The following is a 12,371-nucleotide window of genomic DNA, read 5'->3' on the forward strand; positions in this document are numbered from 1 at the left end:
ACAACTGTCCATTGATTTCGCGGGCTCGAATCGGTGCGTGTAGACGGGAGCGGGAGATGGCCTTACTGGCCGACGGCGTGAGTGCTCTGTTCATCGACGGCAAGATGTCGCCCGGGGCGGCCGGTACCTTCCCGACGATCAACCCGGCGACCGAGGAGGTGCTCGGGGCCGCGGCCGACGCCGACGCCGACGACATGGGCCGCGCCATCGACGCCGCGCGGCGGGCGTTCGACGAGACGGATTGGTCGCGCAACACCGAGCTGCGGGTGCGGTGCGTGCGGCAGCTGCGCGAGGCGATGCAGCAGCACCTCGAGGAGCTGCGCGACCTGACCATCGCCGAAGTGGGGGCGCCGCGAATGCTCACGGCGATCGCCCAGCTGGAGGTCCCGGTCAACGATCTGGCCTTCGCCGCGGACACGGCCGAATCCTACGAATACAACCAGGATCTCGGCGAGGCGGCGCCGATGGGTATACCCACGCGGCGCACCATCGCGCGTGAGGCCGTCGGCGTCGTCGGCGCGATCACCCCGTGGAACTTTCCCCACCAGATCAACCTGGCCAAGATCGGTCCCGCGCTGGCGGCCGGGAACACCGTCGTCCTCAAGCCCGCCCCCGACACCCCGTGGTGCGCCGCCGTGTTGGGCGAACTCATCGCCGACCACACCGACTTCCCGCCCGGCGTGATCAACATCGTCACGTCCAGCGACCACGGCGTCGGGGCGCTGTTGGCGAAAGACCCCCGGGTGGACATGATTTCGTTCACCGGCTCGACCGCCACCGGTCGCAGCGTGATGGCCGACGGCGCCGCCACGATCAAGAAGGTCTTCCTCGAGTTGGGCGGCAAGTCGGCGTTCATCGTCCTCGACGACGCCGACCTGGGGGGTGCGGTCGGCGTGGCAGGGTTTTCGGTCTGCATGCACGCCGGGCAGGGGTGTGCGATCACCACGCGGCTGGTAGTGCCGCGGGCGCGCTACGACGAAGCCGTCGCCATCGCGGCCGCAACGATGGGGGGCATCAAGGCGGGCGACCCCACCGACCCCGGAACCATTTGCGGGCCGGTGATTTCCGCACGCCAGCGCGACCGCATACAGGGCTACCTTGACTCGGCCATCGCCGAGGGTGGGACGTTCGCCTGCGGCGGCGGGCGGCCGGCCGACCGTGACGTCGGTTTCTTCATCGAGCCCACCGTGATCGCTGGGCTGGGCAACGACGCCCGTTGCGCGCGCGAGGAGATCTTCGGCCCCGTCCTGACGGTGATCCCGCACGACGGGGACGACGACGCCGTGCGCATCGCCAACGATTCGCCATACGGGTTGTCGGGCACCGTGTTCGGCGCCGACCCCGCCAGGGCGGCGCGGGTCGCGGCGCGGGTCCGCGCGGGCACGATCAATGTCAACGGCGGCGTGTGGTACTCGGCCGACGCACCCTTCGGCGGCTACAAGCAGTCCGGAAACGGGCGCGAGATGGGCCTGGCCGGCTTCGAGGAGTACCTGGAAATCAAGACCATCGCGACAGCGGTGTAACCGAAGGAGCTTCGCAGCATGAGATTCGAGAACAAAGTCGCCATCGTCACCGGGTCCGGTGGCGGCATCGGCCAGGCGTATGCCGAGGCGCTGGCCCGCGAGGGCGCAGCGGTCGTCGTGGCCGACATCAACGCGGAGGCCGCCGAGGGGGTGGCCAAGCAGATCTCCGCCGACGGTGGCACGGCGATCAGCGTCCCGGTCGACGTGTCCGACCCGGCGTCGGCCAAGGCGATGGCCGATCGCACGCTGGCCGAGTTCGGCGGCATCGACTACCTGGTGAACAACGCCGCCATCTTCGGCGGCATGAAGCTCGACTTCCTGCTCACCATCGACCCCGAGTACTACAAGAAGTTCATGAGCGTCAACCTCGACGGCGCGCTGTGGTGCACGCGCGCCGTCTACAAGAAGATGGCCAAGCGCGGCGGCGGGGCGATCGTGAACCAGTCGTCGACCGCGGCGTGGTTGTACTCGAACTACTACGGGCTGGCCAAGGTCGGCGTGAACGGCCTGACGCAACAACTTTCCCGTGAGCTGGGTGGCCAGAACATCCGGATCAACGCGATCGCGCCCGGACCGATCGACACCGAGGCCAACCGCACCACCACCCCGCAAGAGATGGTCGCCGACATCGTCAAGGGTCTTCCCCTGTCGCGCATGGGGACTCCCGAAGACCTGGTGGGAATGTGCCTGTTCTTGCTCTCCGACGAGGCGTCGTGGATCACGGGGCAGATCTTCAACGTTGACGGCGGGCAGATAATCCGGTCATGACGAACGACCTGAAGCTTGGGTACATCGGGCTGGGCAACATGGGCGCCCCGATGGCCACCAAGATGACCGAATGGCCCGGCGGGGTGACGGTTTACGACATCCGGGCAGACGCGATGACCCCCCTGGCCGAGAAGGGCGCCGGCCTGGCGGACAGCGTCGCCGACGTCGCCGCCGCCGACATCGTCCACGTCACCGTCTTGGACGACGCACAGGTGCGCGAGGTCGTCGGCGAACTCGCCGCCCACGCCAAGCCCGGCACGGTCATCGCCGTGCACTCGACGATCAGCGACACCACCGCTGCGGAGCTGGCCAGTGAGCTGAAACCGCGGGGCATCCACGTCGTCGACGCACCGGTCAGCGGCGGCGCGGCCGCGGCCGCCAAAGGGGAGCTCGCCACGATGGTGGGCGCCGACCGCGAGGTGTACGAGCGGATCAAACCGGCGTTCAAACACTGGGCGGCCGTGGTGATCCACGCCGGCGAGCCGGGGGCGGGCACCCGAATGAAGCTGGCCCGCAACATGTTGACGTTCACGTCGTACGTGGCGGCCTGCGAAGCCATGAAACTGGCCGAGGCGGCGGGGCTGGATCTGCAGGCGCTGGGCCGGGTGGTGCGCCACACCGACGCCCTTACCGGCGGCCCGGGGGCGATCATGGTCCGCGACGACATGAAAGACCTTGAGCCAGGGCATTTCCTGTACCAGCCGTTCATGCACACCCGGGGCCTCGGCGAGAAGGACCTGAGCCTGGCCCTGGCACTGGGCGAGTCGGTGTCGGTCGACCTGCCGCTGGCCCGGCTCGCGTACGAAGGGCTGGCGGCCGGCCTCGGGGTACCCCACACAGAGAAAGAGACATGATGGACGAACTGCGCCGCAAGGGCCTCGAGAAGATGAACGAGGTCTACGGCTGGGAGATGCCCAACATCGAGGGCGACGCGTACTTCGACCTGACCGTCGACCACCTGTTCGGCAGCATCTGGACGCGACCGGGATTGTCGATGCGCGACAAGCGCATCATGACGCTGACGGCGGTGACCGCGGTCGGGAATCGCGACCTGGCCGAGATCCAGATCAACGCCGCCTTGCTCAACGGGGAACTCACCGAGACCGAGTTGAAGGAGATGGCGGTCTTCCTCACCCACTACCTCGGGTTCCCCCTGGGTTCCGCGCTCAACGGCGCCGTCGACGCCGTCGTCGCCAAGCGCAAGAAGGCCGCGGCGAAGGGTAGCGGAGAAGACAAGAAGGCCAACGTCGACGCCGCCGTCAACATGCACCGGGGCAAGGCCGACTAGCTTCGGCGAGGAGACACAAAATCGCACGTTCCGAGGCGGAACCGTGCGAGTTTGCGTCTGCTCGCGGTGGTGACGGACCGCCCGCTAGAGTGACGTGTCGTGCGAGTCCTGGTGATCGGTTCCGGTGCCCGAGAGCACGCGCTGCTGCTGGCACTCCGGCAAGACCCGCAGGTCACGGCCCTATTCATCGCTCCCGGCAACGCCGGCACCGCCCGGGTGGCCGAGCAGCACGACGTCGACGTCACCTCGGGCTCCGATGTCGTCGCACTCGCCCGCGAGGTCCGGGCCGACCTGGTGGTGATCGGTCCCGAGGTGCCGTTGGTGCTCGGGGTGGCCGACGCGCTGCGAGCCGCCGGCATGGTCTGCTTCGGTCCCAGCAAGGATGCCGCCCGCATCGAGGGATCGAAGGCGTTCGCCAAGGAGGTCATGGCCGCGGCCGGCGTGCGCACCGCGGCCAGCGAAACCGTGGACAGCCCGGCCCATTTGGATGCCGCCCTGGACCGGTTCGGTCCCGCGGCCGGTGACCCGGCCTGGGTGGTCAAGGACGACCGCCTCGCCGCCGGCAAGGGCGTGGTGGTGACCGCGGATCGCGGCGTCGCCCGGGCGCACGCCGCCGAACTGCTCGAGGCGGGCCACCCGGTGCTGCTGGAGTCCTATCTGGACGGTCCCGAGGTCTCGCTGTTCTGCGTGGTCGACGGCGAGACCGTGGTGCCGTTGCTGCCGGCGCAGGACTTCAAGCGTGTCGGCGAGGGCGACACCGGCCCCAACACCGGCGGCATGGGCGCCTACGCGCCGGTGCCCTGGCTTCGAGACGAGGTGTACCGCGACATCGTCGCCAACGTCGTGGAACCCGTTGCGGCCGAGCTGGTCCGGCGCGGCAGCCCGTTCTGCGGGTTGTTGTACGTCGGCCTTTCGATCACCGCCGGCGGCCCCGCCGTGGTCGAATTCAACTGCCGCTTCGGCGATCCCGAAACCCAGGCCGTCCTGGCGCTGCTGGAATCGCCGCTGGGGCAACTGCTGTACGCGGCAGGCACCGGCAAACTGGCCGACTTCGGCGAACTGCGCTGGCGGGACGGGGCGGCCGTCACGGTGGTGCTGGCGGCAGAGAACTATCCCGGGCGTCCCCGGGTCGGGGATGTCGTCACCGGCGCGGACGCCGAGGGGGTGCTGCATGCGGGCACGGCCCGTCGTGACGATGGTGAGGTGGTGTCGTCGGGCGGCCGCGTCCTGTCGGTGGTGGGCATCGGCGCCGACCTCGCCGCAGCGCGGGCGCAGGCATATCAGCTCATGCGGTCGATCCGCCTGCCCGGCAGCCACTTCCGAGGCGACATCGCGCTGCTGGCCGCGGAGGGCAGGATCAGCGTCTAGATGCCGGCGGCCTGGCCGTCGCGGCGGGGATCGCTCGCGGCAAAATAGCCGCCGTCGAGACGCCAGATCGCCTGGCAGCTGCCGAACTGGTTGTAGTCGTCGACCGCCACCAGGTCGTGACCGCGGCGGCGAAGCTCGTCGAGCGTCGCGACCGGAAAACCCTTCTCGCAGGCGACCTGCAAACCCTGCACCCACCGGAACCGGGGACCGTCGCACGCGGCCTGCGGGTTCTGGCCGTAATCGGCGATGCGCACCATCACCTGGGTGTGGCCCTGCGGTTGCATCGTTCCGCCCATCACGCCGAAGCTCATCACCGGGGCGCCGCCTTTGGTGACGAAGCCCGGGATGATCGTGTGGTAGGGGCGTTTGGCCGGGCCCACCCGATTCGGATGGCCTTCGGCCGCTACGAAATTGGCGCCGCGGTTCTGCAGCGAGATCCCGGTGCCCGGCACCACGACGCCGGATCCGAACCCCATGTAGTTCGACTGGATCATCGACACCATCATGCCCGCGGCGTCCGCGGCGGTCAGATACACCGTTCCGCCGGCCGGCGTGCCCGCGGACGCCGGCTTCGCCCGACCGCGATCGATCAGGGCCGCGCGCTGCCGTAGGTATTCGGCGTCCAGCAGCTCCTGTGGGCGCAGCGGCATGTGCTCGATGTCGGCGACGTAGGCCTGCGCGTCGGCGAATGCCAGCTTCACCGCTTCGATCTGCAGGTGCACACTGTCGGCGGAATCGACTGGAAACGAGGCGATGTCGAAGTGCTGCAGGATCCCCAGGGCGATCAGGGCCACGATCCCGTGGCCGTTGGGCGGGATCTCGTGGACGGTGTACCCGCGGTAGCCGCCGCTGATGGTGCCCACCCAGTCGGCGCGATGAGCGGCCAGGTCGCTGGCCCGCATGACGCCCGCGCTGGCGAGCGAGTGCGCCTCGAATCGGGCGGCCAGCTCTCCCCGGTAGAACGCTTCGCCGTTGGTCGCGGCGATCTGCTCGAGCGAGGCGGCCTGCTCGGTCAACCGGAACGGTTCACCGGGTTTGGGCGCCCGGCCGGCGGGCATGAACGCGGCGGCGAAGCCGGGCTGCTTCTCGAACAGCGGAATCTGCGCCGTCCACTGGTCGGCGACGATCGGTGAGACCAGAAAGCCGTTGTGCGCGTAGCGAATTGCGGGTTCAAAGAGTTTTTCGAACGGCAGCCTGCCGAACTTGGCGTGGAGTTCGGTCCATGCGGACACCGCGCCGGGCACCGTGACGGCGTTCCAGCCGACCGCGGGAACGCCGCCGCCGCCGAAGTACTCCGGTGTCCAGGCGGCCGGCGATCGCCCGGACGCGTTCAGACCGTGCAGTTGCCGGCCGTCCCACACGATGGCGAAGGCATCCGAGCCGATGCCGTTGGAGACGGGCTCTACCACCGTGAGGGCGATGGCGGTGGCGATTGCCGCGTCCGCCGCGCTTCCTCCCTCGGCGAGCATCCGCAGGCCCGCTTGGGCGGCCAGCGGTTGTGACGTGCACACGACGTTTTCGGCCAGGACGGGCTTTCGCGGCCAGGCATACGGAAAGGTCCAATCGAAAGGTGCGGTCACCTTCGCGAGGGTAGCGCCGGTGTGACGCTCGGCGCCCAGCGCCGCGCTCCCGTGACGTTCGATGCGCCGAGCGCAGTTAGGCCGTCAGCAGCGGTGCCATCCAGGTCAGCTCGGCCGGCAGTTGCGAACTCCAGAACTGCCCGTTGTGGCCGCCGGGCGAGAAGCCGCCCGCCGGCGGATGGGGCAGTTGCGCAATGAACTGCTTGGTCGCGGCGTAAAACGGATCGCTGTCGCCGCAATCGACCCGGATGGGGATCGACGCCAGCGCCGGCATCCCGAACACCGAATTCGCCGCGAAGTCGTCGGGCCCGTCGAACGCGCCGGGTGCCGCCGCCCCCGAAGAGAGCCACAGTGCGGGACTGACCGCGCAGATCGCCGCGGTGCGTGCCGGACCAAGCCGGCCGCCGAGGAGCAACGCGCCGTAGCCGCCCATCGACCAGCCGAGAAACGCGACCCGGGAGGTGTCCAGGTCTTGGCCGCCCAGCATCGGGATGAGCTCGTCGAGCACCATGGCACCGCTGTCCTCCCCGGACGCCCTCTTGTGCCAATAACTGCCGCCGCCGTCGACGGCGACGACCGCAAACGGTGGCAGGCCCGCGTTGACGGCCTGGGCAAGACCCTGTTCGACGCCGCCGGCCATCACCGTGGACGCGTCGCTGCCCTTGCCGTGCAGCGCGATCACCGGTCGCAGCGCCTTGGTCTGACCAGGGGGACGCGCGATGGCCCAGTTGGTGTTGATGCCGCCGCGCGCCGCCGAGACGAACGAACCCGTCACCATCGTGGGCGCCGGCTGGCCGGGGGGAGCCGGCTCGCGGGGGGCGGCCGGCGGCGGCGCGAGGGGCGCCCGGGTGCCGGGCGGCGACAACGGCGTGGCCTGAGAGGGTCGGGGTTTGAGGAGGATGTCCAGCGCGTACGTGCCCATCGCGCCCGCGGCCGCGCCCGCGCCGAGGCCCAGCAGGGCGCGGCGGCTCATGTCGGGCATGCGGGCCATCATGCCATGTCGGTCCGGCGAAGCGTTTGGCCGAAATGGCAATGGAGTACCACTTTGACTGGCACGATGGCTACTCGTGACGGCAGCAGTCACTCCCAAGGGAGAACGTCGACGGTATGCGCTCGTGAGCGCCGCCGCCGAGCTGCTGGCCGAGGGCGGGTTCGAGGCGGTGGGTCACCGCGCGGTCGCCCGACGGGCCGGACTACCGTTGGCGTCGACCACGTATTACTTCTCCTCCCTTGACGATTTGATCGCGCGCGCCGTCGAACACATCGCGATGATCGAGGTGGCGCAGCTGCGGTCGCGGGTTGGCGCCCTCTCCCGCCGGCGCCGCGGACCCGAAACCATCGCGGAGGTGTTGGTCGACCTGCTCGTCGGGGACGTGTCCAGCCCGGGACTGAGCGACCAGTTGATCTCGCGCTACGAGCGGCACATCGCGTGCACCCGGCTGCCCGCCTTGCGCGAGACCATGCGGCGCAGCCTGCGCCAGCGCGCCGAGGCGGTGGCCGAGGCCATCGAGCGCTCGGGCCGCACGGTGCACATCGAGCTGGTGTGCACGCTGATCTGCGCGGTCGACGGTTGCGTGGTGTCCGCCTTGGTCGAGGGCCGTGACCCCCGCGCGGCGTCGGTGGGCACGGTGGTCGATCTCATCGACGTGCTCGCCCCGATAGATCAGCGCCCGGTCCGCGCGGCGGGCAACGACGGCGTGACGATGTACCCGGTGGCGAAGTCGCCGTAGATCGTCACGTCCGCCGGGCGGCGCTGCGCGAACAACGCCACATAGGCGCAGACCACCGCGTCGACCGGGTCCTCTGCGCGCCGCAGTTCGCGTTTGCGCTGGGCGGTGGACACCCGCATGCGCAGCCGAGCCCACTCCTCATGCCCCGCCACGTGCAAAGGCACCTCGGCGTCCGCGAGCTTTTCGACGCCGTCCATCAGCACCAGCAGCTCCGATTTGAGCTGTGCGACGCCCCGCCCGTGCTTGGCCTTGTACTTGAGCGTTCGCGCCAGCCGGAACAGCACCACGGTTGCCGGATGCGGGTAGACCTCGATGGCGCGCCGCAAAGCGGGCGATCGCGGGTCCATGTCGAGCCCCATCGCCCGCGCCAATCGCGCCGCGCGTGGCCCCTGGGCGAACTCCGGTTTCGTGGTGTTGGTCGGGTGCGCCCCGGCTTCGAACCTGCGGAAGTCGCGGTTGAGCGCCGCTTCGGCCGGACGCTGGCCGGTCGGGTTGGTCACCACCAGCGGCGCGTCGAAGGCGACCAGGCAATCCCTGCGCACGTAGGGGGACAACGCGGCGAGCACCGCGGCGTCGTCACCGGCGGCACCGACGCGCACGAGGCGGCCCCCGCCGTCGACGACCGCGATCCCCGTGGGATTGCGCCCGGCCCAGGCCAGATCGACGCCGGCGAAGTACACGTGCCTACGGTATGGCGCCGGGGCCGATCGTAAGCTCTATATCTGTGAGCATTCCCAACGTCCTGGCCGCCCGCTACGCCAGCGCGGAAATGGTCGCGATCTGGTCGCCGGAGGCCAAGGTCGTCGCCGAGCGCCGGCTGTGGCTGGCGGTGCTGCGGGCGCAGGCGGAGCTCGGGGTGGACGTTCCGCCCGACGCCATCACCGACTACGAGCGGGTGCTCGAGGACGTCGACCTGGCCTCGATCGCGGAACGCGAACGGGCGCTGCGTCACGACGTCAAGGCCCGCATCGAGGAGTTCAACGCGCTGGCCGGTCACGAGCATGTGCACAAGGGGATGACCAGCCGCGACCTGACCGAGAACGTGGAGCAATTGCAGATCCGGCGGTCCCTGGAATTGGTCTTCTCCCATGGCATCGCGGTGGTGGCGCGGCTCGCCGAACGGGCGGTGGCCTACCGCGACCTGGTGATGGCCGGACGCAGCCACAACGTCGCCGCGCAGGCCACCACGTTGGGTAAGCGGTTCGCCTCCGCCGCGCAGGAGACGTTGATCGCGCTCACCCGCGTGCGCGAGTTGATCGACCGCTATCCGCTGCGCGGCATCAAGGGTCCGATGGGCACCGCCCAGGACATGCTGGATCTGCTGGACGGCGACGCGGCCAAGCTGGGCGAGCTCGAGCGGCGCGTGGCCCAATTCCTGGGCTTCGCAACCGTTTTGACCAGCGTCGGGCAGGTTTACCCGCGCTCGCTCGACCACGACGTAATCTCTGCCCTGGTGCAGCTCGGGGCGGGGCCGTCGTCGATGGCCCACACCATCCGGCTGATGGCCGGGCACGAGCTCGTCACCGAGGGATTCGCGCCGGGCCAGGTCGGCTCGTCGGCCATGCCGCACAAGATGAACACCCGCAGTTGCGAACGGGTCAACGGGCTGCAGGTGGTGCTGCGCGGTTACGCCTCGATGGCCGCCGAGCTGGCCGGCGCGCAGTGGAACGAGGGCGACGTGTTCTGTTCCGTGGTTCGCCGAGTCGCCTTGCCGGACAGCTTCTTTGCCATCGATGGGCAGATCGAGACCTTCTTGACCGTACTGGACGAGTTCGGCGCCTACCCTGCGGTGATCGCCCGGGAGCTGGATCGCTACCTGCCGTTCCTGGCCACCACCAAGGTGCTCATCGCCGCGGTCCGTGCCGGCATGGGACGCGAATCCGCGCACCATGTCATCCGCGAACACGCGGTCGCGACTGCCCTCGACATGCGGGAACGCGGCACGGAGCCCGACCTGCTGGACCGGCTGGCCGCCGACGAGCGGCTGCCGCTGGACCGGGCGGCGCTGGACGCCGCGCTGGCCGACAAGAACGCGTTCATCGGCGCCGCCGGCGACCAGGTGGACGAGGTGGCCGGGATGGTGGACGCGTTGGTGAGCCGCTACCCGGACGCCGCCAAGTATGCCGCCGGTGCGATCCTGTGACGCTGGCCGGCGCGCTCGCGGGGATCGACTTCACCGACCTGGACAACTTCGCCCACGGATTCCCGCACGACTTGTTCGCCATCCACCGGCGCGAGGCCCCGGTTTACTGGCACGAGCCGACCGATAACACCCCCGACGGCGAGGGCTTCTGGTCCGTCGCCACGTACGCGGAAACCCTTGAGGTGCTCAAGGATCCGGTGACCTACTCGTCGGTCACCGGCGGCAGCCGGCCGTACGGCGGCACGTTGTTGCAGGACCTGGCCATCGCCGGTCAGGTGCTCAACATGATGGACGACCCGCGCCACTCACAGATCCGGCGACTGGTCAGCTCCGGGTTGACACCGCGCATGATCCGGCTGGTCGAAGACGATCTGCGGGCCCGGGCGCGCCGGCTGCTGGACGAGGTGGTGCCCGGCGAGCCCTTCGACTTCCTGGTCGACATCGCCGCCGAGCTGCCGATGCAGATGATCTGCATCCTGCTGGGAGTGCCCGAGTCCGAGCGACATTGGCTGTTCGAGGCCATCGAGCCGCAGTTCGACTTCGGCGGTTCGCGCAAGGCGTCGTTGTCTCAACTGTCGGTTGAGGAGGCCGGGTCGCGGATGTACGAGTACGGCCAGCAGCTGATCGCGTCGAAGCGCGCGGAGCCGACCGACGACATGTTGTCCGTCGTCGCCAACGCGATGGTCGACGACGCCGACGCGCCGTCGCTGACAGATCTCGAGCTCTACCTGTTCTTCAGCCTGCTGTTCAGCGCGGGCGCCGAGACGACGCGCAACGCCGTCGCGGGTGGTCTGCTGGCGCTGGCAAGCCATCCGGAGCAACTCCGGGCGTTGCGCGCGGATCTCGACGTGCTGCCGACGGCCGTCGAGGAGATCGTGAGGTGGACGTCGCCGTCGCCGTCCAAGCGGCGCACCGCCACTCGCGACGTGACGCTCGGCGGGCGGTCGGTCCAGGCGGGACAGAAGATCCAGATCTGGGAGGGATCGGCGAACCGCGACGCGGCCGTGTTCGAGCGTGCCGACGAGTTCGACATTTCCCGAAAGCCCAATCCCCACTTGGGTTTCGGGCAAGGAGTGCACTACTGCCTGGGCGCCAACCTGGCCCGGCTGGAACTGCGCGTGCTCTACGAGGAGCTGTTTTCGCGGTTCGGCGCGGTCCGGGTTGTCCGGCCTGTCGAATGGGCTCGCAGTAACCGGCACACCGGCATTCGCCACCTGGTCGTGGAGCTCCTCGAGGTGCGGTGACGGTCCGGCGCGCCGATGTCGAGCCGAGCCCGGCTCCTCGGCCACGCGGTGCTACAGCCGGCCAATAGAGATTCCGGCCGCCCGCAATTCGAGCGCGGCCAGGGCACGGATGGTGAGCGGATCCTCGCGGCGCCACCCGCCGACCGGGTCCGCGCTGACCGCGGCGAGCTTTCCCGGCGGCCGATTCGTCAGTGCCCGCAGAGCCAGGAGTTGCTCGCCGGCCGGGGTCGCGGCCAACGCGGTCACCGTCAATTTGCGCCGAAAAAATCGTAGCCGCAGCAGGAGCCACGGAACGTCGGCGACGAGGATCGGGACGGCGGCGATGGCCATCGCCAGCAGGACCGCGAGCCAGCTGGCCGTGGAGTCCAGGTCGTGGCCTGCGCCCGCGAGATCCAGCGCAGCCTGGCTGGCCGAATTCAGGGGCTGGCTCAGCGCGTCCCCCACCAAAGGGATGTGCTGGGTGCTGTGGCCGGCCGACGCCAGATTGCCGGCGATGCCGTGCGCGCCGTTCTCGACCTGCCGGCCGGCGTCGGCGATCGTCGACACGGCGTCGTAAACCGCCAGGCCGACGAGCAGCCAGGCAGCGGTCCACAGGGTGACGGCGAAGTCGCTGAGCAGCTGGACCATCAGCCGGCCCGGTCGGGTGGAGTAGGGCAAAAACCGCGGGGTCATAGTCTCGATCCCAGCACAGCTCCCGACACAAGTCCCCTGATCGGGCGACCGATAG

Annotated in this window: 12 protein-coding genes; 8 read left to right on the plus strand and 4 right to left on the minus strand. The window is 69.5% G+C overall.

Annotated features, from left to right (window positions below):
- Window positions 1-56 precede the first annotated feature (56 nt).
- The 5 genes from BST44_RS13190 (at window position 57) to purD (ending at window position 4,947) form a co-directional block, all read left to right on the plus strand.
- Window positions 57-1,523, plus strand: coding sequence for an aldehyde dehydrogenase (locus BST44_RS13190; protein WP_083177565.1), 1,467 nt, complete (start codon window positions 57-59; stop codon window positions 1,521-1,523).
- 18 nt (window positions 1,524-1,541) lie between these two features.
- Window positions 1,542-2,291 carry an SDR family oxidoreductase gene (locus BST44_RS13195; RefSeq protein WP_083177566.1) on the plus strand — a complete coding sequence of 250 codons (750 nt, stop codon included), beginning with the start codon at window positions 1,542-1,544 and terminating at the stop codon, window positions 2,289-2,291.
- On the plus strand, window positions 2,288-3,145 hold the full coding sequence (locus BST44_RS13200) for an NAD(P)-dependent oxidoreductase (RefSeq protein ID WP_083177567.1): 858 nt from the start codon (window positions 2,288-2,290) through the stop codon (window positions 3,143-3,145). Before BST44_RS13195 ends, BST44_RS13200 begins: the two co-directional genes overlap by 4 nt.
- Window positions 3,145-3,579, plus strand: a complete 435-nt coding sequence (locus BST44_RS13205; RefSeq protein ID WP_083177568.1) for a carboxymuconolactone decarboxylase family protein — start codon at window positions 3,145-3,147, stop codon at window positions 3,577-3,579. The genes BST44_RS13200 and BST44_RS13205 overlap by 1 nt, the downstream gene beginning before the upstream one ends.
- A 99-nt stretch (window positions 3,580-3,678) precedes the next feature.
- Complete coding sequence (purD, locus tag BST44_RS13210; RefSeq protein WP_083177569.1) at window positions 3,679-4,947, plus strand: phosphoribosylamine--glycine ligase; 1,269 nt, start codon at window positions 3,679-3,681, stop codon at window positions 4,945-4,947.
- On the opposite strand, the gene BST44_RS13215 is transcribed toward purD, so the two are convergent.
- Together BST44_RS13215 and BST44_RS13220 are read right to left on the minus strand one after the other, a co-directional pair.
- Entirely contained in the window at window positions 4,944-6,527 is a 1,584-nt protein-coding gene (locus BST44_RS13215; RefSeq protein ID WP_083177570.1) for a gamma-glutamyltransferase family protein, read from the minus strand. The two genes, purD and BST44_RS13215, sit on opposite strands and share 4 nt — an antisense overlap.
- Before the next feature lie 76 nt (window positions 6,528-6,603).
- Complete coding sequence (locus BST44_RS13220) at window positions 6,604-7,521, minus strand: alpha/beta hydrolase (RefSeq protein WP_083177571.1); 918 nt, start codon at window positions 7,519-7,521, stop codon at window positions 6,604-6,606.
- Between the two features lie 73 nt (window positions 7,522-7,594).
- Here BST44_RS13220 and BST44_RS13225 point away from each other — a divergent pair, with 73 nt between their 5' ends.
- On the plus strand, window positions 7,595-8,257 hold the full coding sequence (locus BST44_RS13225) for a TetR/AcrR family transcriptional regulator (RefSeq protein WP_083177572.1): 663 nt from the start codon (window positions 7,595-7,597) through the stop codon (window positions 8,255-8,257).
- Here the strand turns inward: BST44_RS13225 and BST44_RS13230 are convergent.
- Window positions 8,191-8,937, minus strand: coding sequence for a DUF429 domain-containing protein (locus tag BST44_RS13230; protein ID WP_083177573.1), 747 nt, complete (start codon window positions 8,935-8,937; stop codon window positions 8,191-8,193). The genes BST44_RS13225 and BST44_RS13230 overlap by 67 nt on opposite strands.
- 44 nt (window positions 8,938-8,981) lie before the next feature.
- On the opposite strand from BST44_RS13230, the gene purB reads away from it, so the two are divergent.
- Both purB and BST44_RS13240 read left to right on the plus strand, forming a co-directional pair.
- Window positions 8,982-10,400 carry an adenylosuccinate lyase gene (gene purB / locus BST44_RS13235; RefSeq protein WP_083177574.1) on the plus strand — a complete coding sequence of 473 codons (1,419 nt, stop codon included), beginning with the start codon at window positions 8,982-8,984 and terminating at the stop codon, window positions 10,398-10,400.
- Window positions 10,397-11,644 carry a cytochrome P450 gene (locus BST44_RS13240; protein WP_083177575.1) on the plus strand — a complete coding sequence of 416 codons (1,248 nt, stop codon included), beginning with the start codon at window positions 10,397-10,399 and terminating at the stop codon, window positions 11,642-11,644. Before purB ends, BST44_RS13240 begins: the two co-directional genes overlap by 4 nt.
- A gap of 51 nt (window positions 11,645-11,695) precedes the next feature.
- Here the strand turns inward: BST44_RS13240 and BST44_RS13245 are convergent, their stop codons facing one another.
- On the minus strand, window positions 11,696-12,316 hold the full coding sequence (locus tag BST44_RS13245; protein WP_007166379.1) for a hypothetical protein: 621 nt from the start codon (window positions 12,314-12,316) through the stop codon (window positions 11,696-11,698).
- Between the last annotated feature and the right edge of the window lie 55 nt (window positions 12,317-12,371).

The sequence above is a fragment of the Mycobacterium scrofulaceum genome, from assembly GCF_002086735.1.
GTDB classification, from domain to species: domain Bacteria; phylum Actinomycetota; class Actinomycetes; order Mycobacteriales; family Mycobacteriaceae; genus Mycobacterium; species Mycobacterium scrofulaceum.

Bases quoted from the DNA above. Each gene is read 5' to 3' on its own strand.
- BST44_RS13200 (WP_083177567.1), top strand. From the start codon at position 2,288: ATGACGAACGACCTGAAGCTTGGGTACATCGGGCTGGGCAACATGGGC.
- BST44_RS13190 (WP_083177565.1), top strand. From the start codon at position 57: ATGGCCTTACTGGCCGACGGCGTGAGTGCTCTGTTCATCGACGGCAAG.
- BST44_RS13195 (WP_083177566.1), top strand. From the start codon at position 1,542: ATGAGATTCGAGAACAAAGTCGCCATCGTCACCGGGTCCGGTGGCGGC.
- BST44_RS13245 (WP_007166379.1), bottom strand. From the start codon at position 12,316: ATGACCCCGCGGTTTTTGCCCTACTCCACCCGACCGGGCCGGCTGATG.
- BST44_RS13220 (WP_083177571.1), bottom strand. From the start codon at position 7,521: ATGATGGCCCGCATGCCCGACATGAGCCGCCGCGCCCTGCTGGGCCTC.
- BST44_RS13205 (WP_083177568.1), top strand. From the start codon at position 3,145: ATGGACGAACTGCGCCGCAAGGGCCTCGAGAAGATGAACGAGGTCTAC.